Origin of the sequence: Pseudomonas sp. 3296, from assembly GCF_031456615.1 — a bacterium.
Lineage (GTDB): Bacteria > Pseudomonadota > Gammaproteobacteria > Pseudomonadales > Pseudomonadaceae > Aquipseudomonas > Aquipseudomonas mucoides.
On record NZ_JAVDUY010000009.1, the window covers coordinates 271,974 to 295,251 of the forward strand.

The window sequence follows — 23,278 nt, forward strand, 5'->3', positions numbered from 1 at the left end:
CAAGCCATCACGCAACTTCTGTAGCAGCTGGCGGAGCCTGCTGCTACAGATCGTGTGATGGTTTAACTGATCGGCATTACACCCCTTTCCGGTTTCCCGTCTGCGGCCTGCCCTGTTTGTTGCTGCATACCTGCGAAACCCTGCTCCTATAAAAATCAGAGATGCTGTTTATGACCGCTTCATCCCCTTCTCTATTGCAACGCCTTAATCGCACCACCCTGGTCACGCAAATCATCATCGGCCTGATCGCCGGCATTGCCCTGGCCCTGTTTGCGCCTGAAGTGGCGAAGTCCACTGCGTTTATCGGCAAGGTGTTCGTCTCGGCACTCAAAGCCGTCGCGCCGATTCTGGTGTTCGTGCTGGTCATGGCGTCGATCGCCAACCATAAGCACGGCCAGGAAACCCATATCCGGCCGATTCTGTTTTTGTATTTGCTCGGTACGTTCGCGGCGGCGGTGGTCGCCGTGGTGGCCAGCATGATGTTCCCGTCGAGTCTGGTGTTGTCCACGCAAGACGTCACGGTCACCGCACCGGGCGGTATCGGCGAAGTGTTGCAAAGCCTGCTGCTAAGCGTGGTCGATAACCCCGTCAGCGCGCTGATGAACGCGAACTTCATTGGCATCCTGGCCTGGGCCATCGGCATGGGCATCGCCATTCGCCATGCCGGCGACACCACCCGTGAAGTGCTGGGCGACTTGTCCAACGGCGTGACCGTGATCGTGCGCCTGGTGATCCGTTTTGCCCCGCTGGGGATTTTCGGCCTGGTGGCCTCGACCCTCGCCACCTCCGGTTTCGGCGCCTTGATCGGCTACGCGCATCTGCTGGCTGTGCTGCTTGGTTGCATGCTGTTTGTGGCGCTGGTGATGAACCCGATCATCGTGTTCTGGAAACTGCGCCGCAACCCGTATCCGCTGGTGTTGACGTGCCTGCGAGAGAGCGGCATCACTGCGTTCTTCACCCGCAGTTCGGCGGCGAACATTCCGGTCAATCTGGAATTGAGCAAGCGCCTGGGCCTGCATGAAGACACCTACTCGGTGTCGATCCCGCTCGGCGCGACCATCAACATGGCCGGCGCGGCGATCACCATTACCGTGCTGAGCCTGGCGGCGGTGCATACCTTGGGCATCGCCGTGGACATTCCGACCGCGATCCTGCTGAGCGTCGTCGCGGCGATTTGCGCCTGTGGCGCTTCGGGTGTGGCGGGTGGTTCGCTGCTGCTGATTCCACTGGCGTGCAGCCTGTTCGGCATCCCGAGCGAGATCGCCATGCAGGTGGTGGCGGTCGGTTTCATCATCGGCGTGTTGCAGGACTCGGCGGAGACGGCGCTGAACTCGTCCACGGATGTGCTGTTCACGGCGGCGGCTTGCCTGGGTGAAGAGCGCAAAGCCGAACGCCTGGCCTGACTAACACCGCTCCCACAGGGGCCAGTGGTGTTTGTTAAGAATGCTGAAACATGAAAAAGCCCCCGCAACCCATGGCTGCGGGGGCTTTTTTGTACCCGGGCGGTTTAGAACGCGCCCATGTAATCGCGCTTGCCCACTTCCACACCGTTATGACGCAGCAATGCGTAAGCAGTGGTGACGTGGAAGAAGAACTGCGGCAAACCGTAGCTCAGCAGGTAAGCCTGGCCACTGAAGCGCTTCTCTTTAGGGGTGCCCGGACGGGTCACGATTTCGATGCCTTCCTTGCCGTTGATCTGCTCCGGCTTGATCTGCGCGATGTAGGCCAGAACCTTGGTCAGCAGCGCTTGCAGCTCGGCGAAGGTGGTTTCGGTGTCTTCGTACTTCGGCACTTCAACTTCGGCCAGACGCGAAGAAACGCCTTTGGCGAAATCAACGGCGATCTGTACCTGACGCACCAGCGGGAACATGTCCGGGTACAGACGGGCTTGCAGGAATGCGTTCGGGTCGATGTTCTTGGCGGTGGCGTGGGCTTCGGCCTTGTTCAGCACATCGCTGAGAGCGGTGAGCATTTGCTTGAAAACAGGGACGGAGGCGTCGTACAGGGAAATGGTCATGGCAGTCTCGTGTGGTAACAGGAGGGGAAACGTCGGCCGATTATAGCCATGCCCGCCCCTCCTGCCATGGGTCTTTTTCAGCTGCCGCAGACCTTACTGGCACTCACCGCCCATGCGCACCAGCAGCGCGGCGCGGTGTGGTTTCAGATAGGGTTCGACTTCGCCGACTTTGCACGACGCCAGATTCTGCAATTGCGGGTCGAGGGGTTCTTGCACAAACAGCAGTCCCGCCGGGCGCTCCTCCCCTTGCAGCTGCGCAAGGGTCAGCGGCGCCACCGGCCGGCCCATGTAATAGACCAGCCGGATATCCGGCTCGCCGACGCTGTAGGCCTTCTGCCCCGGTTGCCCGGCGGCCAGCGTGGCGACCTGTTCCAGCCCCCCCACGCGATGGGACAGCACCCGCGCTTCGACGAACACATAAAACACTACAAACCCGGCCAGCATCACGTAGGGAACCGTGGCCAGGCCGGTGCGCCAGCGTCCTTGCATGCCTTCGAGCACGGCGGCCCAGTGCATCGCCAGCAGCAAGGCCATGGACGGGTAAACCGGCAACAGGTACTTGCCGTGCTTTTCGGTGAACAGGGAAAAAACCAGCAGCGGCAGCAGGGTGCAACACAGCAGCATGGCCGCTTCGCGGCGCGAGCGGATCATTGCCCAGAACTTGCGTGGCTGCACAAACAAAATCAGCCAGAACGGAAAGAAATCACCGGCCAGGTACAACAAGTACGCGTACCAGGATTCCGCGCCCTGGCCGTCGATCTTGTTCATGATGTCTTCGCTGATGATCGACGACCAGATGCCCCAGCCCTGACTCAACGACACCGCCACGTACCACGAACTGCCCAGCACCACGGCGATCAGCCAGCCCCAGCCGTCACACAGGTAGGCTTTGGCCCGGGCATCGCGGCAGATCAAGGCGTACGTCAGGACCGGCGCGGTCACCCACAACAGGCAAACCGGCCCTTTGGTCAGCAGCGCGCAACCTAACAGCAGGTAGCTGAGCCGGCTCCACAGCACCCGGCCCTGCTGGAAGATGAACTGCCACGCGGCCAACAACGCGCCGAAGCACAGCAAGGTCAACAGCATCTCGATTTCGGAGCGGCGGGCGAACAGGCTGAACGCGCCGTTCGCCGCCAGGAACACCACCGCGAACAAACCGACCTGGCGCCCGGCCTGCCGAACGCCGTACCAGTAAGTGCCGATGCAGCACAAAGTCGCCGCCAGTGCCGAAGGCAACCGCACGCTCCACTCGGAAACACCGCCCAGCACAGCCGTCGACACCAGGCCGGCCCAATAGAAAAACGGCGGCTTGGACAGGTACAAGTCGCCGTTCATGTACGGCAGCAACCAGCTCCCGGCTTCGTGCATTTCCCGCACGGTGACGGCGCGGCGCGCCTCGTTGACGCTGAGAAACGGCACACTGCCCAATCCCCAGAAAAACAGCAGCGCCATGGCGACCGCCGCGAGCAACGTAATATTTCGGGTCGATAACGATCCGCGCATGACCTACTCCTTCAGGTTTTTGCTTTTGGCGATCAACTGTAAATTGCGGAAATAAACGAGGGTGCCGAAGGCCTGGCCGGCGATGAACACCGGGTCTTCCCGGTAAATGGCGTACGCGAGCAAGAGCGTGCTGCCGACAATGCTCAAGTACCAGAAGCTCGTCGGGATCACGCTGCGTTTTTTGTATTCGCTGTACAGCCACTGCAGGATAAAGCGCCCGGTGAAAGCGATCTGGCCGACAAAACCGACCACCAGCCACAGGGCTTCGCGGGTCATGTTCATCCTTCAATCTCCTGCGCATGGGTGTTCAGGCGTGTGCGCTTGATCAGCCACCAGACCCCGACCAGGTCGAGGATGCCCACCAGGGCGCGGTCGAGGTTGCCGTACTTGGAAACCCCGGCGGTGCGCGGGCGGTGGTTGACCGGGTGGACGATCATTCGGCCGTTGTGACGCTGGATCAGTGCCGGAATAAAACGGTGCATGTGGTCGAAGTACGGCAGGCGCAAAAACGCCGTGCGTTCGATCAGCTTCAACCCACAGCCAGTGTCCGGCGTAGCGTCCTTGAGCAAGCGGCTGCGCAGGCCATTGGCGAAACGCGAAGCCCAGCGTTTGCTCGCGGTATCGCGGCGGTTGACCCGATGCCCGGCGACCAATTGCACATCCCCCGAGCCTGGCTCGCCACGCACCAGCGCCAGCATGCCGGGAATGTCCGCCGGGTCGTTTTGCCCATCGCCATCGAGGGTGGCCAGCCATTGCCCGCGCGCCTCGAACGCGGCGTGGTAAAGCGATGTGCTCTGTCCCAGCGAACGCTCATGGTGCAGGATGCGCAAGGCGCTCAGGCCGTTGTGCCGGATCTGCCGCAGTTCGTGCAGGGTCGCATCGGTGCTGCCATCGTCGACAACGATGATTTCGTAGGCCTCGTCGGCCAGGGCCACGCGGATTTCCTCAAGCAGCGGCTTGAGGTTGTTGGCTTCGTTTTTGGCGGGAATCAGTACGGATACAAAAATGTCTTGGCTCATGGAGTCTCTCTCGCCCTTTTTGTTTTTCAGTTATCGGGGCGAATAAAGGTGGCGCACACCGATTGACTCGATGCATGGATCAGTGGCTCGGAACGCTGCAGCCAGCGGCCACAGTGCCTTGAGTGCACACGCACTAGGTCGCGCGGGCCCGCCTACGGTGCCTGCCCGATTGTAAAAATGGCGTTAATATTTCATCTATGTTTCGTCATCACAGCCTAGCAGCTACGACGAATTCAGTTGCCATTGGCGCTTGCCAATCTAAAGTGCATCCACGCACGTGAAAAACATGAATCGGGTAAGGATGCAGACCATGAGCATTGAGCAAGAAACGACCTTCGACGCGCCACGGCTTAACAGCACGGAAATCCGCATTCTGGGCTCGTTGATCGAAAAACAGGCCACCAGCCCGGAAACCTATCCGCTGACCCTCAATGCCCTGGTCATCGCGTGCAACCAGAAAACCAGCCGCGAACCGGTGATGAACCTGACCCAGGGCCAGGTCGGCCAGAGCCTGCGGGCGCTGGAAGGACGCGGTTTCGCCAAACTGGTGATGGGCAGCCGCGCGGATCGCTGGGAGCACAAGGTCGACAAGGCGCTGGAACTGGTGCCGGCCCAAGTGATTCTGACGGGGTTGTTGTTCCTGCGCGGTCCGCAGACGGTCAATGAATTGCTGACCCGCAGTGGACGCATGCATGAATTTGAAGACACCGAACAGGTGGTGCATCAGCTGGAGCGTTTGATTGCCCGGGGGTTGGCGTTGTTGATCCCCAAGCAGGCCGGGCAGCGGGAAGACCGGTACATGCATGCGCTGGGTGACCCGGCGGATATAGAGGTTATCCTGGCGGCGCGGCAGAATCCGGTGGAACGTGGGGCTTCTGGTGGAGTATCGGTAGAAAGGATCGAAGAGCTCGAAGCGCGAATCTCCGCTCTCGAAGAACGTCTGGCCCGCCTCGAATAACCCACCCGCCCCCTGTAGCAGCTGACGAGCAGCGCAAGGCTGCGTTCGACTGCTACAGGATGTTTGTTAGCCTGAGTGTTACTCGCCGTCCCAGTAATCCACACCGTCGCCCGGTCGGGCGATGGCGACGAAGCCTGAGGCATTGCCCTCGGCATCTACATGAAAGTAGTCCATCACTGCATATTTTCCGGAATCGGGATACTCACAAATCTCCGGCGATTGCTGGGTGCTGACCGCCAGATAGCGCAGTTCCCCGCTGCTGGTGTTGATAATCTGGTGGGCCGCTTCCGGGCCTCCCGGCGGGCAGGCGATCACGTCGCCCGTTCGGATCGGGAAACGTTCGGCACCGAGGCGCACCTCTCCTTCCCCGGCCACGACGTAAAACATCTCCTCATTGACCCGATGGCTGTGAAACGGACTGCCGCGCATGCCCGGTTCCAGCGCGTACAACCGATACCCCAGCTTCTGCGCACCCAACTGCTGACCGACGCGGGCGATTCGCTGCTGATAGCGGCGGGCCGTATCGCCAGTGGGTGCCATGGCTTCGGGCAACGGTTCAAGGTCGACCTGATTCAGGTTGAGAATGCGCGGATGCATGGGGATTCTCCTGGGTGCGGGGCCTAGCTGCGGGCAAATTCCACCGCTTTGTGAAACTGCTCGTCGGTCGGCCGGACACCGGTATACAGCACGAATTGCTCCAGCGCCTGGATGGCGACCACTTCCAGCCCGGTAATCACCCGTTTGCCTTCCGCACGACCGCGCACGATCAGTGGTGTTTCCGAGGGGATCGCCACCACATCAAACACAGTCTCGGCAGCGGCAATGGTTTCAGCATCAAACGCCAGTTGATCGGCCTCCGGACCACCCGTCATGCCGATCGGCGTGACGTTGATCAGCATCTGTGGGCGCTGCGCCCCCAATTGCGCTTGCCATTGATAACCCAGCGACCCTGCCAGGGCACGGCCGGCGCGCTCATTTCGGGCGACGATCAAGCCGTTCTGGTAACCGCCGTCGCGCAACGCACTGGCCACAGCCTTGGCCATGCCGCCGCTGCCGCGCAGGGCAAAGGTCGAATCCTTGGGCACTTCGTGGGTCTTGAGCAGTTGCTCAATGGCAATGTAATCGGTGTTATAGGCCTTTAAGTGGCCGTCGGTGTTGACGATGGTATTGATCGACTGAATGGCCGCCGCCGAGTCATCCAACTCATCCACCAGCGCAATGCACGCCTCCTTGAACGGCATCGACACCCCGCAGCCACGAATGCCCAAAGCGCGAATACCGCCCACGGCGCCGGGCAGATCCTGGCTGCTGAAGGCCTTGTAGTAGAAATTCAGGCCCAATTGTTCGTACAGATGATTGTGAAAGCGCAGGCCGAAGTTACCGGGGCGCCCGGACAGCGACATGCACAGTTGGGTGTCTCGGTTGGGGTTCATCTGCATGAAACTTTCTCCTTCTAAAGCACTTTCAGATGGACGGGATTAGCCATTCCATCGGGTCTGTTCGATCATAAGGCCATGCCGGCGCGCACGGGTGCGAACCGTCAGGAAACCGGTACAGACCTTACACAAAATTTACCTGTTTGCTGTGCTGATTCTGGAAAAAAAGCTGTCTTAGAAGTATCCCCGCGACAATGCTTGGGTCTATTGCAGACGCAAGCGCCGGGTCGAAGAACCGAGGAATTATCATGATCCGTAAAATCCCCACAGTTGCTTTGCTGATCGGCGCACTCGCTGTCGCAGGACAGGCACAAGCCCATGGCGGTGGTTGTGGTAATTGTTGGCAAGGACCAGCAGTCTTTGGGGCGCTGGTGGGTACGGCCATCGTCGGTTCGGCCCTGATTAATGCCAATCGGCCGGTCTATGTACAACCTCAACCGGTTTACCAGCCGGCGCCGGTTTATGTACAACAACCACCACCGGTTTATTACCAGCCGGCACCGGTTTACGTGCAACAGCCGGTCTATTACGGGCCACCACCGGTTTACTACGGCCCACCACGTGGTTACTACGCGCCGCGCGGTTACTACGGCCCTCCCCGCGGTTATGGCCACTGGTAACACCATCATCAGGCCCCGCCTCGACAGCGGGGCTTTTTTGTGACCGTTCGTCGGCGAACGTCTGGATAAATCGCGTCAAGGTCGCTGTGGAGACAGCGTCGGCGGCGCAAATTGGCAAGATTAACTCGACCCGCCCTCGCCTTGCGCCAAACGGTCATATTTATGTCATGTCAGGTCCGCAAGCTTGGACCTGTCCGCAAATAACAGGTTGATAACAACAAGGACGACCTTATGCCCACGCAAAACCCGCACCGCAACGTCGGTTTGTGCACTTCCAGCAAGGTGTATGACGCCTTGACCGAACTCAAGCACCTGGAAGGCCATCGCAGCGCCAAGTTCCTTTCGCTGCTGGCCGAAAACCTGGTACGCAAAGGCCTGCTCAACGAGCAGGAAGTGATTCACATGCTGGATCTGGTGGTCGACTGAGGCCAATACTCATCGGCGTCAATGACGACTATCAAAAGCGTTGATTGTCCGTTTCAGCGCAGGGTCCGTAAGGTAACTCCATCGATTGATGGAGGTACTTATGTCCCAGGTTCAGATCATGTCCGTTGTTGGCAGCGCCGTTCCCGCACCGCTCAGAGAGCTGGGATTACTCGCCTGTTGGTACCTGATGCAGGACGGTGAAGCGATCAGCGGCCCACTTACTTCGCTGCCCGCCGCCCAGGCCTTGTCGCACCGTATCGGCCAGGGCCGACTCAGCGCCTAAGGCAACTGCACTTTCGGTTTGGTTTCAATGAAAATGGCCCAGCTCGACATGAACAGGGCCGCGATCAGCGGCCCGATGACGAAGCCGTTGAGGCCAAAGATCGCCAGACCGCCGAGGGTCGAGATAAGGATCAGGTAATCCGGCATCTTGGTGTCCTTGCCCACCAGGATCGGTCGCAGCACGTTATCCACCAGGCCGATCACAAAAACCCCGTACAAGCCCAGTACCACGCCCTGCCACATCGCCCCGCTGAGCAGGAAAAACGCCGCCACCGGCGCCCAGATGATCCCCGCCCCCACCGCTGGCAACAGCGACAGAAACGCCATCAGCACCGCCCAGAGCAATGCGCTGGGGATGTCCAGAAACCAGAAAATCAAACCACCCAAGGCGCCCTGGGTGATCGCCACCAGCAGGTTGCCCTTCACCGTCGCCCGCACCACGCGATTGAACTTGAGTTGCAACCGACGCTTCTGGTGTTCCTCCAACGGCACGGCCGCGCGGACTTTGCGTGCCAGCTCGGCGCCGTCACGCAGAAAGAAATACAGCAGGTAGAGCATGATGAAAAAGCTCACGACAAAATCAAACGTGCCCTGGCCGAAACTGAACACCTGAGTGGCGAAATACTCATTACCCGTCACCGCGCTCTTGATGATTTTCTCGCGCAGCCCGTCCAGCTCTCCTATGCCGAACCGGTCAAGCAGGTGCTGGAAGTACGGCGGCAGGCTGTGCTTGAAGTGCGAGACGTAACCCGCAATGTCCAATTCTCCGCTTTCGACGTTTTTGTACAGCATCGCGCCTTCCTGAACGAGGAAGAAACTGAGGACGATCACTGGCAGGATCGCAATCAGCAGGCTGATACTCAGCGTCAGCAGCGACGTCAGGTTGCGCTCCCAGCCCAGCTTCAATTGCAGTCGACGTTGCATCGGCGCAAAGAGGATGCCAAGGATCACCGCCCAGAACACCGCGCCGTAGAACGGCAACAAAATCCAGATAAAAGCGGCAGTCACCAGCCCCAGCAAGATCACCAGTGATTTGTTTTTTACGGTTTCTTCGTTCATGTCCGATCCGTGTCAGTGCGCAGGGACTCAGACTCCTGAAATGAAGAGCCGTCCTTATTGCTTAGTCCGCCACGGTTCGCGCGAGTGCCATCCGTTTGTTCATCAAGCATAGATCCAGATCAATGAGCGCCACTGGCAACGCGCTTACCCTCCACGGTTTTTGCGACTGCCCCCCGCCATGACTCTTCTTGCCCCCGAACTGCTCGCCCCCGCCGGCACCCTGAAAAACATGCGTTATGCCTTCGCTTACGGCGCCGATGCGGTGTACGCCGGCCAACCGCGCTACAGCTTGCGGGTGCGCAATAACGAATTCGATCACGCCAACCTCGCCCTCGGCATCCAGGAAGCCCAGGCCCAGGGCAAGCGCTTTTACGTGGTGGTGAACATTGCGCCGCACAACGCCAAGCTCAAGACCTTCCTCAAGGACCTGGCGCCGGTAATCGCCATGGCGCCGGACGCGCTGATCATGTCCGACCCGGGCTTGATCATGCTGGTGCGCCGACACTTCCCACAGATGCCGATTCATCTCTCGGTGCAGGCCAACACGGTGAACTGGGCGAGTGTCGAGTTCTGGCAGCAACAGGGCTTGAGCCGGATCATCCTGTCGCGGGAACTGTCCCTGGAAGAAATCGGCGAAATCCGCCAGCAAGTGCCGGCGATGGAACTGGAGGTGTTTGTCCACGGCGCGTTGTGCATGGCGTATTCCGGGCGCTGCCTGCTGTCGGGCTACATGAACAAACGCGATGCCAATCAAGGCAGTTGCACCAACGCCTGCCGCTGGAAATATTCGGCGCAGGAGGCCACGGAAAATCAGTTGGGCGAGATCGTCCAACAGTATCAGCCCGAACCGACCTTGGGCATCGGCACGCCCACCGACCAGGTGTTCCTGTTGCAGGAGGTCAATCGGCCGGATGAGCTGATGCCCGCCTTCGAGGACGAGCACGGCACTTACATCATGAATGCCAAGGACCTGCGCGCCGTGCAACACGTCGAGCGTCTGACGCACATGGGCGTGCATTCGCTGAAGATCGAAGGCCGGACCAAATCCCACTTCTATTGCGCGCGCACCACGCAGGTGTATCGCCGAGCCATCGACGATGCCGTCGCCGGGCGTGAGTTCGACCGCAGCCTGATGACCGATCTGGAGTCACTGGCGCAACGTGGCTATACGGAAGGTTTTTTGCGTCGGCACGTGCATGACGAGTACCAGAATTATCAGCATGGCAGTTCGGTGTCTGAACGACAGCAGTTTATCGGGGAGCTGACCGGTGAGCGGCGTGACCGGATGGCGGAGATCAAGGTGAAGAACCGGTTTGCGCTGGGGGATCATCTGGAACTGATGACGCCCAAGGGCAACTTTCATTTCGATTTGCATCAACTGCACAACGTCAGAGGTGAATCCATTGAAGTGGCACCGGGGGATGGGCATACGGTGTATGTGCCGATTCCGGATGCGGTGGATCTGAGGTTCGGGTTGTTGATGCGGGATGTCTGCGCCATCACCGCGTAACCCTGTGGATCACGCGAACTCCTCGCGCAACATCGCCACAAACGCCTCCCGCGCCGGGTGAACCCCGGCGTTTTCATGCCAGTAAAACAGGTTGTCGATGGCCGTCAGCTCCGGAAACTCAAACCCAGCACACCCTGCCCCTTTGGCGTACTGATCAAACACCCCTTTAGGCACCAGCGCGACGCCGGCTCCCGCGCTGACGCACCCGACAATCGCGCCATAACTGGCCAGGCTGACAATCGGCAGCGCCTGCCCCTGACGCATCAACCAATGTTCCAGCGCCGCCCGGTACGGACAGCCCTGGGGCCACATGAATACGGTCTTGTCCTGCAAATCCGCGATGCCACGCACCGCCCCCAACGATGTCGAGGCAATCAGCAACAGCTCTTCGCGGTACATCGGCGTGCGCTTGAGTTGGGAGCGTTCGACATCCACCGCGACAATCGCACCGTCGAGCCGATGGTTAAGTGTGTCATCCAGCAGTTGGCCCCAGGTGCCGGTGGTCAGTTCCAGCGCAACTGCGGGATAGCGCGTGTGGAATTTCGCCAGCAGGCGCGGTAGCCGGCCGGTGGCCGAGGACTCGATGGCGCCGATGCGCAGCGGCCCGGAAGGGTCAGCGGACGGGTCCAGTGCGCGTTTGGCTTCAACGGTCAGCGCCAGGATTTTCGAAGCGTAAGACAAAAACGTCTGGCCCGCCGGGCTGATGCGCAGCCCCCGGCCCTCACGCAGAAACAGCGCCACGCCCAATTCCGTCTCCAGCGCCTTGATTCGCGCCGTGATATTGGACGGCACGCAATGCAGCAACTCGGCGGCCCGAGCGATGCTGCCGACGTCGGCCACAGTCTTGAACATGCGAATCTGCGCCAGCTCCATAATCATCACCAAAAATGAACAGTCGACGCAGTATAAGTCAGTTGTGGTGAGCTGTTCCGCTTCAGATACTCGGCACATACACCCAAGGTGCCCCACCATGAAGCCACTCACCCGCCCCGCCCACTCGCCACTCAAAATCATCCTGGCGATGGCCTTTGTCATCGCCTGCTGGGGTTATTCGCCAACGGGCATTCATATCGGCTTGCAGGCCTACGACCCCGGCCATCTGGCCCTGCTGAGGTTTCTGATTGCCTCGGCATTCATGGCGGTCGTTGCCGCGTTCAAAGGCATCAGTCTGCCCAGGCTCCGCGACCTGCCGCTGCTGATGGTGCTCGGTTTTTTCGCGGTGAGCCTGCATCACGTCGTGCTCAACATCGGGCAACAGCATGTCAGCGCCGGCGCCTCCAGCGTATTGGCGCAATCGACGCCGTTGTTCAGCACATTGCTGGCGCGCTTTGTGTTCAAGGACCGGGTCAGCTTCTGGCGCTGGGGTTGCATCGTGGCGGGACTGGTCGGCGTGGTGATTGTGGTGGCCGGCGATCGCGGACTGGGCAGCGTCGACATTCACGGATGGCTGATCCTGCTGGCGGCGGTGTCGTGGAGTTTTTACTTCGCTTTGCAGAAGCATCAAACCGGGCGCTACGACGGTCTGACACTGGTGTGTTACACGGTGTGGTCGGGCACGGCGCTGCTGCTGATTTACCTGCCGGGACTGGCCAGCGAGGTCGTCAGCGCACCGACGCATGTGCAGTGGGCAGTGATGGCGTTGGGCGTGTTTCCCAGTGCGCTGGCTTATCTGGCCTGGGCGTTTGTGCTGGCGCACGTGGACTTGAGCCGCGCCAGCATGACGCTGTACCTGATCCCGCCGACGGCGATGGCCATGGCGGCCTATGCCTTGGGCGAACAGCCAACGCTGACGGTCGGCATCGGTGCCCTCGCGGTGCTCATCAGTGTGATGGCGCTGAATCTGGAGCGCCGGCCTGCGGGAGTCGCGGCGAGTCCCGCCCGGTCATGACCCAAGCGGCGACTCAGGCGCCGCCTGCGGAAAAGCGGTCGCGGCTGTTGGTCAGGTGCAACCACATCGCCGCCCGCGCCGCGTCCGGATCCTGACGCTTGATGGCGTTGAGAATCGCCTCGTGTTCGAGGTTGGCGAGTTGCCCCAGCTTGCTCAGATCCGCCGCTCCGCGCTCGGCGGCATTGACGCGGGTGCGCGGGATCATCGCACTGCCCAAGTGCTGCATGATGTCGGTGAAACACACATTGCCGGTGGCTTCGGCAATCAACAGGTGGAAGCGCTTGTCCGCCTCCACGCAACTGTCGTTGTTGGCCAGCAAGCTCTGATAATCGTCCAGCGCTTCACGCATCTGAGCCAATTGCAGATCCGTGCGACGCGTCGCCGCAAGCGCCGCGGCCTGGGTTTCCAGGCCCATGCGCAACTCCAGAATGCTGCGCACTCCCAATGCTGTATCGACATTCAGCCGCAAGCCTTGCTCCGGCGCGCGCTCGATAACAAACGTGCCGATGCCGTGACGGGTTTCCACCAGCCCCGACGCCTGCAATTTCGAGATCGCCTCACGCACCACAGTGCGACTGACGCCGTGTGCCTGAACGATCGAGTTTTCCGACGGCAACTTGTCCCCCGGCAACATCTGGCCCAGCAAGATGCTCTGGGTCAGCTTGGCGACCAGGTCGTGAGCGAGGTTGTGGCTGCGCCTTGGGGCTGGCGTATCGAGGTCAGGTTGCATGGCGATGATCCGGAAACGGGGCTAACGGAATCGTAGCACCGCGCGGGATTGGGATCTCCAGAAAACAACACCCAACTTGTATGACAACACTCAACAACTGCGCCGATTCCAGGTAAGGCGTCCGCAGATCAACACCAGAAAAAGCATAACAAATCGCCGGAATGTCACCCTTTCGTTGGACATCACCCCTTGCACATTAAAAAAACCAAGTTGTATGATGTCTATCAACAACGCAACACCCCGCATAAAAATAATCAGTGGGAGAAACCAAGTGAATACATCCGTATCAGGGATGCACGACGGTACCGATTCGGTCCTGAAGTCCGCCATCTCAAAAGTGAAACGCCATGTCCTGCCGCTGTTTGTCATCATGTTCATCGTCAACTACATCGACCGTGTGAACATCGGCTTCGTCCGCGCCCATATGGAACACGACCTGGGGATCGGCGCTGCCGCCTACGGACTCGGTGCCGGGCTGTTCTTCATCGGTTACGCGCTGTTCGAAGTCCCCTCCAACATTCTCCTGCAAAAAGTCGGCGCACGAATCTGGCTGACCCGCATCATGCTGACCTGGGGCCTGGTGGCCGCCGGCATGGCGTTCATCCAGAACGAAACCCACTTCTACATCCTGCGATTCCTGCTGGGTGTGGCCGAAGCCGGGTTCTTTCCGGGAGTGATTTATTACTTCACGCGCTGGCTGCCAGGGGTTGAGCGCGGCAAGGCGATTGCCATTTTTCTCAGTGGCTCGGCGGTGGCCTCGCTGATCTCCGGCCCGCTGTCCGGGTTGCTTCTGCAACTCGACGGTTTCGGGTTGCACGGCTGGCAATGGATGTACTTCATTGAAGGGATGTTTTCCGTCGGGCTGTGCGTGTTCGTCTGGTTCTGGCTGGACTCCAAACCCCACGACGCCAAATGGCTGAGCCGCGAAGAACAGGATGCGCTGGTCAACGCCATCGAGGACGAACAACTGGCCCGCGAAGCCGCGACGCCGATCAAACCGTCGTTGGGCAAACTGCTCAAGGATCGCCAGATCATCCTGTTCTGCCTGATCTACTTCTTCATTCAGCTGACCATCTATGCCGCGACCTTCTGGCTGCCGAGCATCATCAAGAAGATGGGCGACCTCAGCGACATTCAGGTCGGGCTGTTCAACTCGATCCCTTGGCTGCTGTCGATTATCGGCATGTACGCCTTCGCTTCTCTGTCCGCCAAATGGAAACACCAGCAAGCGTGGGTGGCTGCTGCGCTGTTGATTGCCGCCGCCGGGATGTTCATGTCGACCACCGGCGGGCCGATCTTTGCCTTTGTTGCGATCTGCTTTGCGGCACTGGGTTTCAAGTCCGCTTCGTCGCTGTTCTGGCCGATCCCCCAGGCCTATCTGGATGCGCGAATCGCCGCCGGTGTAATCGCGCTGATCAACTCGGTGGGCAACCTCGGCGGATTCGTTGCGCCGACCACCTTCGGCCTGCTGGAGGAGCACACCGGTTCGATTCAGGGCGGCCTGTACGGGTTGGCCGCGACCTCGATCATTGCCGCGATCATTGTCTTCGCCGCACGTAACACCCCCAAAACCGCACCGGCCGTTGCGCTGGGCAAACCAACGCCCAACCACGCCTGATTCGTTGTTTAAAAGGACAAGAAAATGCAACCACAAGACTGTGCAAAAGCCCCGATCATCACCAGCATGGAGGTGGTTCCGGTGGCCGGCCACGATGGCATGCTGCTTAACCTGAGCGGCGCCCATGGTCCGTTTTTTACCCGCAATATCGTGATTCTCAAGGACAACGCCGGCCACACCGGCGTCGGTGAAGTCCCGGGTGGCGAGCGTATTCGCCAGACACTGGAAGACGCCCGCGCGCTGGTGGTTGGCAGCCCGATCGGCACGTATCAGAAGATTCTCAACCAGGTGCGCCAGGCCTTTGCCGATCGCGACGCCGGCGGGCGCGGTTTGCAGACGTTCGACCTGCGGATCACCATTCACGCCGTCACGGGGCTTGAGGCCGCCCTGCTCGACCTGCTCGGCCAGCATCTGGACGTACCGGTCGCCGCCCTGCTCGGCGAAGGCCAGCAACGTGACGAAGTGAAGATGCTCGGTTACCTGTTTTACGTGGGTGATCACCATCAAACCGACCTGGCCTACCGCAGCGAACCGGACGCCGATAATGACTGGTTCCGTGTGCGTCATGAGCAAGCCATGACCGCTGACGCGGTGGTTCGTCTGGCTGAAGCCGCTCACGCCCGCTACGGTTTCAAGGACTTCAAGCTCAAGGGTGGCGTGCTCGGTGGTGATGAGGAAATCGAAGCGGTTACTGCGCTGGCTGAACGTTTTCCGGATGCGCGCATTACGCTCGATCCGAATGGCGCATGGTCACTCAAGGAAGCCATTCGCTTGTGCCGCGATCAGCACCGCGTTCTGGCCTACGCCGAAGACCCGTGCGGCGCGGAAAACGGTTACTCGGGCCGTGAGGTCATGGCCGAGTTCCGCCGTGCCACCGGACTGAAAACCGCAACCAACATGATCGCCACCGACTGGCGGGAAATGGGCCACGCCATTCAGTTGCAATCGGTGGACATTCCGCTGGCCGATCCGCATTTCTGGACCATGCAGGGTTCGGTTCGCGTGGCGCAGATGTGCCATGAATGGGGCCTGACCTGGGGTTCGCACTCAAACAACCACTTCGATATTTCGCTGGCAATGTTCACCCACGTCGCGGCGGCCGCGCCGGGTGAAATCACCGCCATCGACACCCACTGGATCTGGCAGGACGGCCAGCGCTTGACCAAAGCCCCGCTGCAAATCGTCGGCGGTTGCGTGCAGGTGCCGAAGAAACCGGGGCTAGGGGTTGAATTGGACATGGACCAGTTGGCCAAGGCCCATGAACTGTACAAAGGCATGGGACTGGGGGCGCGAGATGACAGCGTGGCGATGCAGTTTCTGATCCCCGGCTGGAAATTCGATAACAAACGGCCGTGCCTGGTGCGCTGACTTCTGCCGCTGTACTCCTTGCAGGGGTGAGCCTGCTTTGGGCGGCGTTCCGACGAAGAGGCCGGCACATTCAACATTGATGCCGCCTGACACTCCGCTATCGCGAGCAGGCTCACTCCTGCAAGGGTGGCGTTTCGCACGCTTGCAGTAGCCACTCCTTGAACGCCGTCATCGCCGCCGTTTCGGGGCGGGATTGCAAGCGGGTAAGCCAGTAACTGCCGGTGGTGATGCCGATGGCGAACGGTTGCTCGATGGCACCCGCCGCCAGTTGACGGGAAAACATCAGCGGCGGCGCCAATGCAATGCCGGCACCTTGAAGCGCGGCTTCCATCATCGCCAGCGAAGAGTCGAACACAATATTCCTGGTGGGTGCCGTGTTGGGCGGCAACCCGCAAGCCAGAAACCACTCGGGCCACTCGTCTGTCCGGTAGGAACGTAACAACGTCTGTTTCAAAAGATCCTCAGGCTCGCTTAACTGCCGGGCCAGTTCGGGAACGCACAGCACCGACAGCGGCGCTTCCATCAACCGCAGCGCTTCAATTCCGTGCCAGGCACCAGCGCCAAAGCGAATGGCGTAATCCAGCCCTTCAGCGGCCACGTCCACCCGATTGTTATGGGTCGACAGCCGTAAATCTATGAACGGATGTTTCTCCTGGAAGTCCGCCAGCCGCGGCAATAACCACCCGACCGCGAACGTACCCACCGCCCCGACAGTCAACACATCCCGATAGTGCCCGCCTTCGAACCGCTCAAGCGTTTCAGCGATTCGGTCAAACGACTCGCGCAGGACCGGCAGCAAGGTTTCACCCTCACTGGTCAGCATCAACCCGCGTGGCAAGCGTTTGAACAGTGTTACGTTGAGTTGGGCTTCAAGGCTTTTGACTTGATGACTCACCGCCGCAGGCGTAACGAACAACTCCACCGCCGCCCGAGTAAAACTCAAATGGCGTGCGGAGGCCTCGAAAGCGCGCAACGCATTCAGCGGCAAGTGAGGACGAATCATGCCAACTCCATAGTTTTTCTAATGGCTCACCCGAAATATCGTCGTTTGTCGACGCTAGGCGTACTGCCTAGATTTAGCTCGCCTATCAGGTAACCCGATTTGCAAGAGCGCATGGAGTGTAGCGGGTTACCATCAACACAACTCATGAAGAGTGGATCTGACATGTACACAAACAAATTGCCAAGGCTTACATCCTATGGTGCTTTCGCCCTTATCTTCGGCGCGGCACCCTGTATTGCCGCGACCCCGTCCGACCAACAACTCGAATCCATGGTCAACGCTGCCGTCGCTCCCGTGATTCAGCAACAGAACATCGCCGGCCTTGCCGTCGCGATCACCCAGAACGGTCAGCAGCATTACTTTAATTACGGCGTGGCCTCTAAAGAGAATCGCAAACCGGTCAGCCAGGACACCTTGTTCGAAATCGGTTCGGTCAGTAAAACCTTCGCCGCCACGCTGGCCGGGTATGCGCAGGCCAGCGGCAAACTGTCCCTGTCCGATACGGCCAGCACCGTTTTGCCGGCATTGCGAGGCAGTGAGTTCGATCATATCAGTGTGTTGCAATTGGGCACTTACACCGCTGGCGGGTTGCCGCTGCAATTCCCCGACGACGCTGACCATGCAGACACGATGCTCGATTACTTCAAGCGATGGACACCGGTTTACCCTGCTGGCACCCATCGCCTGTATTCGAACCCAAGCATAGGGCTGTTCGGTTATCTTGCCGCCCACAGCATGGGCCAGCCGTTCGATGACCTGATGGAAGAAACCTTGCTGCCAAAACTGGGCCTCCAGCACACCTACCTCAAGGTCCCACAGGCACAGATGGGGCTTTACGCTCAGGGTTACAACAAGGACGACAAACCGGTACGTGTCGGGCCAGGCGCACTGGATTCCGAAGCCTACGGCGTGAAAACCAGTGCCTCGGACCTGATTCGATATGTTGAAGCGAACATGAAACCGGCAGGGCTGGAGAAGTCATTGCAGCAAGCCATCGCCACCACTCACACCGGTTATTACACGATCGGTCAAATGACACAGGGGCTGGGTTGGGAGTTCTACCCTTATCCGCTCACACTGGATCGACTGCTCGCCGGCAACTCGACCGAGATGGCAATGGAAGCTCACGAGGTCAAGTGGTTGAACCCGCCGCAGCAGCCACCGCAAAACGTGCTGCTCAACAAAACCGGCTCAACCGGGGGCTTTGGGGCTTACGTCGCGTTTGTGCCGTCGAAGGACATCGGCATCGTGATCCTCGCCAACAAAAACTACCCGAACCCGGAGCGGATCAAAATCGCCCACACAATACTGAGTGCCCTGAGCGAATAACCCGACAAGCACACAATTCCTTGCAGCAGCTGCAAAACGAAAAATGGGTGACCCTTTGAGGTCACCCATTTTCGTTTTTACGCCCGTTTAATGCCGGGTCTCCGGCTGGCCGACAGACACATTCCCATCAGCGACAAGGTTGTCCCACGCCTGAGTCACCAATAACTCGGCGAGCATCGCCAACTGCTGAATCGAAAATATTTCGCCACGGTTCGGCCTTTCCAGTTTTGCGGAGAAATTCTCAAGCAGGGCATTCAGGGACGAGAGGGTTTCACTGGCTTGCTTGAGCAGGGTCAGTGTGTCGACTCCGGGGACAACGGCGAACATATGCCGGGTCGAGGGAACACGCCTGGGGCGGGGAATAATCGCCACTTCTGCGCTATCGCACACCTTCGCAGGCGCGGAATTATCCGCATCGGTGGGGGTTTGCGGTTGAGGCTTGCTGAACTTTTTCACAGGCGAGGTTCCTTGTTTCCACGGGTGTTTTCATCCTTGGGTCCCTCAATGTCGCGGACTCCCATGAAGGCTAGCGGTGCGCGCTGACAGACACCAGTTCATCAAGTGCGACACAACTTGAAGGAAATTTCCGAAGCCCGTGAAGGCGGATACTTCACCCGCAAAAAATGGGCGATCGTTAGATCGCCCATTGTCGTTACTGCGACTGCAATCGTCGTACGATCACGTCCATCAAATCACAACCGTCACGCAGCGGAATCGCCAACACCCGGGCAAAACCCTGCAACAGCAAGGCATCACGGCCCATCCCCTCTCCTATGGGGAGGGATTCCAGCCGTTGGGTCACGTTACGATGCGATAAGCGGCCGTGTCATGCAACACATCCACCGGCGCATCCGTATCAATCAGCAGCAATGGCATGGCCGAGAAGTCTTACGCCAAGGCCGCGTGGATCATCGACATGTCGGCGATAGTCATGTGAAGTTCAACGGAGTACTCAGGGTTGACGACTGTTGCGCAGCCGGACGCAGGCTGCGCCAGCTGCTACAGGGTCGGTGGGGTGTCAGTCATCAGGCATTTCAGGGGGCTTGGTTGGTTTGGCGGGTTTGCCATTCTTGGTGGCCTTGGCGCCTTTAGCGCCTTTGACCGGCTCGGCCTCGGCAGGTGGGGTCACTACCGGCGGCGCGGTGGCTTCTTTTTCGGCTGCTGGCAGGGCATCGATGGTGTCGAACACTTTCTTCAAATCGACCGATTTTGACTCAGCCCCCGAACTCTCAAGCTTCTTCTCGCCGTCCTTGCCGATCAGGATCACTTTGGGCAACGCCCCCGCCCCGAGTTTCAGCGAGCGAATCAGCGCCATGGTGTCCTGCTGACCGAGGTCCTTGCCGTCGAGCTGGCCGAACATATTCAGCACGCTATACACCCGGATATTGCGTTGGGCGATACCCTCCTTGTTGGCCGGGTCGTCCAGTGACTTTTTCAGCCCGACCCAGACCGGATCGACGGTGCTGGACGCAATGACAATCAAGGGCCGGGACCGGCCTTTGTCGATATCCAAGGGTGAATCGCTGTCGGTTGCGAACAAGGGACCGGCGAAAGCCAGCAAGGTTGTCAGGGTCAAAAACCTGATGAGCATGCGCATCTCCTTTTGATAACCACGCTCTAATGATTGCGCATCGCGGCGTTCGTTCCGGGTGACGCACCGCAATTGAGTTTCGCCTTGAACCAAGCTTAGGTCAGGGCGGTCATTGCGCAACAGACGGGGCTAATCTCATCGCAGATAAGCAGCGGGGTGATTGGAGTCAGAACGCCAGTTTGTAACCGATCAGCACCAGCATCGTCGCCAGGCAAGGACGCAGCACTTCATCAGAGATCTTGCCGGTCAAATGACTGCCCAACCAGATCCCCGGCAACGAGCCGATCAACAAGAATCCCAGCACGTGCCAGTCCATGTTGCCCATGCTCGCATGGCCAAGCCCGGCGACCAGGGTCAACGGCACGGCGTGGGCGATTTCGGTACCGACGAGGCGACGGGTCGGTAGCAGCGGATACAGGATAAACAGGGCCACGGTGCCCAGGGCGCCCGCACCGATGGACGTCAGCGCAACCATGGTGCCCAGCACCAGGCCGGTGATCACCGTCATGCCGTTGAGGCGTTTGCCACTGGGGTTGTAGTTGCCACCGGCGCGTTTGTGAGCGAAATCGAGCAAGCGCTTCTTGAACAGAATCGCCAATGCCGTGGCAAACAGGACGAACCCCAGTGCCTGCTTGATGACGGCGTTCATGGTTTCAGGCGCGGTGTGCAAGCTGCTCAGGAACCACAGCGTCAGCGCCACCGCCGGCACGCTGCCAAGGGTCAGCCAGCCGGTAATCGCCCAGTCGATGTTGTTGTTTTTCCTGTGGACCAGAACGCCACTGGATTTGGTGATCGCCGCGTAGAGCAAATCGGTACCGACCGCCGTCGCGGGGTTGATGCCGAACCACAGCAGAATCGGGGTCATCAACGACCCACCACCGACGCCAGTCATGCCGACAATAAAGCCAACCACCAACCCGGCAACGACCAACCCGATGTTCACTAAATCCATTGAGACGTCCACAAAGACCACAGAAGAAATCTGGCCCGCAGCATAGCGATTTTTCTTATAACCACTTATATCGATGCGAACTATCGTTATATCCAAGCCACCACAACCCCCGTTTCCCGGGGGAAGCTGTGTCGTAGTTTATTGCACCGGCAGGAAATTCAGGAACAGCAGGCTTTGCGCATAATTCAAGCCGATACGTCGGTAGCGCTCGTCGAGCATCTGCGTCAGCAAATCCAGCCGGGCAACGATCTTGCCGAACTCCACGGCGAAACTCAGGTTGCTGCCCTCCTCCGAGATCTCGTTGGAGAACAGCAATGGTTCGCCTTGTTTGTTTTGCCGCTGGCTGAGAATCCACGTGGCGATCTCGATGTTGCGCGCGGCGTTGTTGACGAACGTCGGGTTGATCGCGTCCGTCATGTAGAACTCCAGGCGATTGCCGTGAGCGGTCACCAACATGCTGCCGATGGCATAAATGAATGCACCGACCCGGTCACCGAGAAACTCCGGGCTCATGGCAAACCTGAGCGCCGCCAGGTCTTTTTTGCCGCCGAGGGTGGGCAATGGCTGTTGCTGCTCGATGGCCATGCGCACTTGCTTCCCGGCGGTTCGGGCATCGAGGAAGCCGGATTTTTTCAGTTCCTCGGGATTGCGCAGGTAAAGCTTGCTCATCAGCAAATAGAGGCTGTCGAGGTTGTCGCGCATCGTCAGCGTGGCCATGCGGTCGACGCTGGTCTGCAGAAATTCCTGGGGACGACCTTCGCGGAACTGGCTGACGATGTCATTGCCCTGTTGCTGGCTGCAACCGCTGACAAAGAACATCACCAAGCCAGCCAGAAACAAGCAACGGCGGCTGATCGGTGGGGTGATACGGGGTAACACTCGAGCCATGGGTTCTTGAACTTGGGCATGGGCCAGCGGTGGGGATCGCCGCCGGCTGCCCAAGCATAGAGCCACCAATGCCAAAAAAGTGCAGTGCCGGTGGTCTATGAGCGAAGCCTTTCCCCTTCACAAAGGTGATATTTCGTCGTGTTCGCTTTTGCCTGGATTGTGGCGCGCCATGGAACCACCGGGTTATTTTGCTGCCAACTGAATATCCACTGAGTCGCGCACAGGAGGTTTTCATGCGGTTCCTTGAACTGGCCGGCGTCAACGTACCGGTCATTGGCCAGGGCACCTGGCACATGGGTGAAGATCCTTCGGCGCGCGCTAGAGAAGTCTCAGCCCTGCGCCAAGGCATCGAGTTGGGCATGACGCTGATAGATACCGCTGAAATGTACGCTGAAGGCGGCGCCGAGGAGGTGGTCGCGCAAGCCATCAGCGGTCTGCGTGACCAGGTTTTCGTGGTCAGCAAGGTCTACCCGCACAACGCCAGTTGCCAAGGCATTCCCCAGGCGTGCGAGCGCAGCCTGCGGCGCCTGAAAACCGATTACATCGATTTGTATCTGCTGCACTGGCGCGGCCAGTACCCCTTGGAGGAAACCGTCGAAGCCTTCGAACGCCTGCGTGAAGACGGCAAGATTGGCCGTTGGGGTGTGTCCAATTTCGACATGGACGACCTGCACGAACTTCACTCATCAACCTGCGCCACCAATCAGGTGCTCTACAACCTGGAGGAGCGCGGCATCGAATTTGATTTGCTGCCCTGGAGCCAACAGCACCAGCTGCCATTAATGGCGTACTGCCCTATCGGTCAGGGCGGTGAAATGCTGACGCATCCGACGCTGGTAAAAATTGCCGCCCGTCACGGGGTGACACCGGCTCAAGTGGCGCTGGCATGGATCCTGCGGCAACCCGGCGTGATCGCCATCCCCAAAGCGGTCAAACCTGAACACGTGCAATTGAATGCGCAAGCCGCGCAAGTGCGGCTCGAACCCGGGGATCTGGAGGTGCTGGACCACGCGTTTCACGCGCCACAACACAAACAGCGATTGGCCATGGTCTGAGCCATCGCCGTATTGGCAGAGGGTTT

Annotated in this window: 25 protein-coding genes and 1 pseudogene; 11 read left to right on the plus strand and 15 right to left on the minus strand. The window is 59.5% G+C overall.

The window, feature by feature from the left end; genetic code table 11:
• Positions 1-170 precede the first annotated feature (170 nt).
• On the plus strand, positions 171-1,403 hold the full coding sequence (gene sstT, locus J2X66_RS25010) for a serine/threonine transporter SstT (RefSeq protein WP_310269931.1): 1,233 nt from the start codon (positions 171-173) through the stop codon (positions 1,401-1,403).
• A gap of 104 nt (positions 1,404-1,507) precedes the next feature.
• On the opposite strand, the gene J2X66_RS25015 is transcribed toward sstT, so the two are convergent.
• From J2X66_RS25015 to J2X66_RS25030, 4 genes are all read right to left on the minus strand, one after another.
• Positions 1,508-2,017 carry a DUF1993 domain-containing protein gene (locus J2X66_RS25015; RefSeq protein WP_310269934.1) on the minus strand — a complete coding sequence of 170 codons (510 nt, stop codon included), beginning with the start codon at positions 2,015-2,017 and terminating at the stop codon, positions 1,508-1,510.
• Between the two features lie 93 nt (positions 2,018-2,110).
• The gene (locus tag J2X66_RS25020) at positions 2,111-3,520 is read right to left on the minus strand and encodes a glycosyltransferase family 39 protein (protein WP_310269935.1); all 1,410 of its coding nucleotides are present in this window, start codon (positions 3,518-3,520) and stop codon (positions 2,111-2,113) included.
• 3 nt (positions 3,521-3,523) lie between these two features.
• The gene (locus tag J2X66_RS25025) at positions 3,524-3,802 is read right to left on the minus strand and encodes a lipid-A-disaccharide synthase N-terminal domain-containing protein (protein ID WP_310269938.1); all 279 of its coding nucleotides are present in this window, start codon (positions 3,800-3,802) and stop codon (positions 3,524-3,526) included.
• Positions 3,799-4,539, minus strand: a complete 741-nt coding sequence (locus J2X66_RS25030) for a glycosyltransferase family 2 protein (protein WP_310269940.1) — start codon at positions 4,537-4,539, stop codon at positions 3,799-3,801. Before J2X66_RS25030 ends, J2X66_RS25025 begins: the two co-directional genes overlap by 4 nt.
• A 310-nt stretch (positions 4,540-4,849) precedes the next feature.
• Here J2X66_RS25030 and J2X66_RS25035 point away from each other — a divergent pair, with 310 nt between their 5' ends.
• Positions 4,850-5,497, plus strand: coding sequence for a DUF480 domain-containing protein (locus J2X66_RS25035; protein ID WP_310269943.1), 648 nt, complete (start codon positions 4,850-4,852; stop codon positions 5,495-5,497).
• Positions 5,498-5,575: 78 nt separating this feature from the next.
• On the opposite strand, the gene J2X66_RS25040 is transcribed toward J2X66_RS25035, so the two are convergent.
• Positions 5,576-6,094 (minus strand): cupin domain-containing protein, encoded by a 519-nt coding sequence (locus J2X66_RS25040; RefSeq protein ID WP_310269946.1) that lies wholly within the window; start codon positions 6,092-6,094, stop codon positions 5,576-5,578.
• A 23-nt stretch (positions 6,095-6,117) separates the two neighbouring features.
• Positions 6,118-6,936 carry a shikimate 5-dehydrogenase gene (locus J2X66_RS25045; protein ID WP_310269949.1) on the minus strand — a complete coding sequence of 273 codons (819 nt, stop codon included), beginning with the start codon at positions 6,934-6,936 and terminating at the stop codon, positions 6,118-6,120.
• A 245-nt stretch (positions 6,937-7,181) separates the two neighbouring features.
• Between J2X66_RS25045 and J2X66_RS25050 the strand changes: the two genes are divergently transcribed.
• From J2X66_RS25050 to J2X66_RS25060, 3 genes are all read left to right on the plus strand, one after another.
• The gene (locus J2X66_RS25050) at positions 7,182-7,553 is read left to right on the plus strand and encodes a hypothetical protein (RefSeq protein WP_027925398.1); all 372 of its coding nucleotides are present in this window, start codon (positions 7,182-7,184) and stop codon (positions 7,551-7,553) included.
• A 231-nt stretch (positions 7,554-7,784) separates the two neighbouring features.
• Positions 7,785-7,979: a hypothetical protein gene (locus J2X66_RS25055; RefSeq protein WP_310269953.1), complete on the plus strand. Its 195-nt coding sequence runs from the start codon at positions 7,785-7,787 to the stop codon at positions 7,977-7,979.
• Positions 7,980-8,079: 100 nt separating this feature from the next.
• Positions 8,080-8,262, plus strand: a complete 183-nt coding sequence (locus tag J2X66_RS25060) for a hypothetical protein (protein ID WP_027925400.1) — start codon at positions 8,080-8,082, stop codon at positions 8,260-8,262.
• On the opposite strand, the gene J2X66_RS25065 is transcribed toward J2X66_RS25060, so the two are convergent.
• Positions 8,259-9,320 carry an AI-2E family transporter gene (locus J2X66_RS25065; protein WP_310269956.1) on the minus strand — a complete coding sequence of 354 codons (1,062 nt, stop codon included), beginning with the start codon at positions 9,318-9,320 and terminating at the stop codon, positions 8,259-8,261. The two genes, J2X66_RS25060 and J2X66_RS25065, sit on opposite strands and share 4 nt — an antisense overlap.
• Before the next feature lie 178 nt (positions 9,321-9,498).
• Here J2X66_RS25065 and yegQ point away from each other — a divergent pair, with 178 nt between their 5' ends.
• Positions 9,499-10,830, plus strand: a complete 1,332-nt coding sequence (gene yegQ / locus J2X66_RS25070; protein WP_310269959.1) for a tRNA 5-hydroxyuridine modification protein YegQ — start codon at positions 9,499-9,501, stop codon at positions 10,828-10,830.
• 9 nt (positions 10,831-10,839) lie between these two features.
• On the opposite strand, the gene J2X66_RS25075 is transcribed toward yegQ, so the two are convergent.
• Positions 10,840-11,703, minus strand: a complete 864-nt coding sequence (locus J2X66_RS25075; RefSeq protein ID WP_310269961.1) for a LysR substrate-binding domain-containing protein — start codon at positions 11,701-11,703, stop codon at positions 10,840-10,842.
• 97 nt (positions 11,704-11,800) lie between these two features.
• Here J2X66_RS25075 and J2X66_RS25080 point away from each other — a divergent pair, with 97 nt between their 5' ends.
• Positions 11,801-12,718, plus strand: a complete 918-nt coding sequence (locus tag J2X66_RS25080) for a DMT family transporter (protein ID WP_310269964.1) — start codon at positions 11,801-11,803, stop codon at positions 12,716-12,718.
• Between the two features lie 13 nt (positions 12,719-12,731).
• Here the strand turns inward: J2X66_RS25080 and J2X66_RS25085 are convergent, their stop codons facing one another.
• Positions 12,732-13,448, minus strand: coding sequence for a FadR/GntR family transcriptional regulator (locus tag J2X66_RS25085; protein WP_310269967.1), 717 nt, complete (start codon positions 13,446-13,448; stop codon positions 12,732-12,734).
• A 271-nt stretch (positions 13,449-13,719) separates the two neighbouring features.
• Between J2X66_RS25085 and J2X66_RS25090 the strand changes: the two genes are divergently transcribed.
• Entirely contained in the window at positions 13,720-15,066 is a 1,347-nt protein-coding gene (locus J2X66_RS25090) for an MFS transporter (RefSeq protein ID WP_310269970.1), read from the plus strand.
• Between the two features lie 24 nt (positions 15,067-15,090).
• Positions 15,091-16,434, plus strand: coding sequence for a glucarate dehydratase (gene gudD, locus J2X66_RS25095; RefSeq protein ID WP_310269973.1), 1,344 nt, complete (start codon positions 15,091-15,093; stop codon positions 16,432-16,434).
• Between the two features lie 112 nt (positions 16,435-16,546).
• On the opposite strand, the gene J2X66_RS25100 is transcribed toward gudD, so the two are convergent.
• Positions 16,547-17,437, minus strand: a complete 891-nt coding sequence (locus tag J2X66_RS25100) for a LysR family transcriptional regulator (RefSeq protein WP_310269976.1) — start codon at positions 17,435-17,437, stop codon at positions 16,547-16,549.
• Between the two features lie 162 nt (positions 17,438-17,599).
• Between J2X66_RS25100 and ampC the strand changes: the two genes are divergently transcribed.
• Positions 17,600-18,766: a class C beta-lactamase gene (ampC, locus tag J2X66_RS25105; protein WP_310269978.1), complete on the plus strand. Its 1,167-nt coding sequence runs from the start codon at positions 17,600-17,602 to the stop codon at positions 18,764-18,766.
• 87 nt (positions 18,767-18,853) lie between these two features.
• Here the strand turns inward: ampC and J2X66_RS25110 are convergent, their stop codons facing one another.
• From J2X66_RS25110 to J2X66_RS25130, 5 genes and pseudogenes are all read right to left on the minus strand, one after another.
• Entirely contained in the window at positions 18,854-19,222 is a 369-nt protein-coding gene (locus J2X66_RS25110; protein ID WP_310269981.1) for a DUF6124 family protein, read from the minus strand.
• A gap of 196 nt (positions 19,223-19,418) precedes the next feature.
• Positions 19,419-19,642 (minus strand): annotated as a pseudogene (locus J2X66_RS25115) (hypothetical protein).
• A gap of 142 nt (positions 19,643-19,784) precedes the next feature.
• Positions 19,785-20,357, minus strand: coding sequence for a DUF4174 domain-containing protein (locus tag J2X66_RS25120; RefSeq protein WP_310269983.1), 573 nt, complete (start codon positions 20,355-20,357; stop codon positions 19,785-19,787).
• Positions 20,358-20,523: 166 nt separating this feature from the next.
• On the minus strand, positions 20,524-21,309 hold the full coding sequence (locus J2X66_RS25125; protein WP_310269986.1) for a sulfite exporter TauE/SafE family protein: 786 nt from the start codon (positions 21,307-21,309) through the stop codon (positions 20,524-20,526).
• A 138-nt stretch (positions 21,310-21,447) separates the two neighbouring features.
• Positions 21,448-22,197, minus strand: a complete 750-nt coding sequence (locus tag J2X66_RS25130; RefSeq protein WP_310269990.1) for a hypothetical protein — start codon at positions 22,195-22,197, stop codon at positions 21,448-21,450.
• Between the two features lie 233 nt (positions 22,198-22,430).
• On the opposite strand from J2X66_RS25130, the gene J2X66_RS25135 reads away from it, so the two are divergent.
• A complete protein-coding gene (locus tag J2X66_RS25135) occupies positions 22,431-23,252 on the plus strand; it encodes an aldo/keto reductase (protein ID WP_310269992.1) in 822 nt (273 codons plus the stop codon).
• Positions 23,253-23,278: the final 26 nt, after the last annotated feature.

Coding starts and splice junctions, on each gene's coding strand:
- J2X66_RS25015 (WP_310269934.1), bottom strand. CDS start 2,017: ATGACCATTTCCCTGTACGACGCCTCCGTCCCTGTTTTCAAGCAAATG.
- J2X66_RS25130 (WP_310269990.1), bottom strand. CDS start 22,197: ATGGCTCGAGTGTTACCCCGTATCACCCCACCGATCAGCCGCCGTTGC.
- J2X66_RS25075 (WP_310269961.1), bottom strand. CDS start 11,703: ATGGAGCTGGCGCAGATTCGCATGTTCAAGACTGTGGCCGACGTCGGC.
- ampC (WP_310269978.1), top strand. CDS start 17,600: ATGTACACAAACAAATTGCCAAGGCTTACATCCTATGGTGCTTTCGCC.
- J2X66_RS25045 (WP_310269949.1), bottom strand. CDS start 6,936: ATGCAGATGAACCCCAACCGAGACACCCAACTGTGCATGTCGCTGTCC.
- J2X66_RS25100 (WP_310269976.1), bottom strand. CDS start 17,437: ATGATTCGTCCTCACTTGCCGCTGAATGCGTTGCGCGCTTTCGAGGCC.
- J2X66_RS25125 (WP_310269986.1), bottom strand. CDS start 21,309: ATGGATTTAGTGAACATCGGGTTGGTCGTTGCCGGGTTGGTGGTTGGC.
- J2X66_RS25055 (WP_310269953.1), top strand. CDS start 7,785: ATGCCCACGCAAAACCCGCACCGCAACGTCGGTTTGTGCACTTCCAGC.
- J2X66_RS25050 (WP_027925398.1), top strand. CDS start 7,182: ATGATCCGTAAAATCCCCACAGTTGCTTTGCTGATCGGCGCACTCGCT.
- gudD (WP_310269973.1), top strand. CDS start 15,091: ATGCAACCACAAGACTGTGCAAAAGCCCCGATCATCACCAGCATGGAG.
- J2X66_RS25135 (WP_310269992.1), top strand. CDS start 22,431: ATGCGGTTCCTTGAACTGGCCGGCGTCAACGTACCGGTCATTGGCCAG.
- J2X66_RS25085 (WP_310269967.1), bottom strand. CDS start 13,448: ATGCAACCTGACCTCGATACGCCAGCCCCAAGGCGCAGCCACAACCTC.
- J2X66_RS25035 (WP_310269943.1), top strand. CDS start 4,850: ATGAGCATTGAGCAAGAAACGACCTTCGACGCGCCACGGCTTAACAGC.
- J2X66_RS25060 (WP_027925400.1), top strand. CDS start 8,080: ATGTCCCAGGTTCAGATCATGTCCGTTGTTGGCAGCGCCGTTCCCGCA.
- J2X66_RS25080 (WP_310269964.1), top strand. CDS start 11,801: ATGAAGCCACTCACCCGCCCCGCCCACTCGCCACTCAAAATCATCCTG.
- J2X66_RS25020 (WP_310269935.1), bottom strand. CDS start 3,520: ATGCGCGGATCGTTATCGACCCGAAATATTACGTTGCTCGCGGCGGTC.
- J2X66_RS25030 (WP_310269940.1), bottom strand. CDS start 4,539: ATGAGCCAAGACATTTTTGTATCCGTACTGATTCCCGCCAAAAACGAA.
- J2X66_RS25065 (WP_310269956.1), bottom strand. CDS start 9,320: ATGAACGAAGAAACCGTAAAAAACAAATCACTGGTGATCTTGCTGGGG.
- yegQ (WP_310269959.1), top strand. CDS start 9,499: ATGACTCTTCTTGCCCCCGAACTGCTCGCCCCCGCCGGCACCCTGAAA.
- J2X66_RS25120 (WP_310269983.1), bottom strand. CDS start 20,357: ATGCTCATCAGGTTTTTGACCCTGACAACCTTGCTGGCTTTCGCCGGT.
- J2X66_RS25040 (WP_310269946.1), bottom strand. CDS start 6,094: ATGCATCCGCGCATTCTCAACCTGAATCAGGTCGACCTTGAACCGTTG.
- J2X66_RS25025 (WP_310269938.1), bottom strand. CDS start 3,802: ATGAACATGACCCGCGAAGCCCTGTGGCTGGTGGTCGGTTTTGTCGGC.
- sstT (WP_310269931.1), top strand. CDS start 171: ATGACCGCTTCATCCCCTTCTCTATTGCAACGCCTTAATCGCACCACC.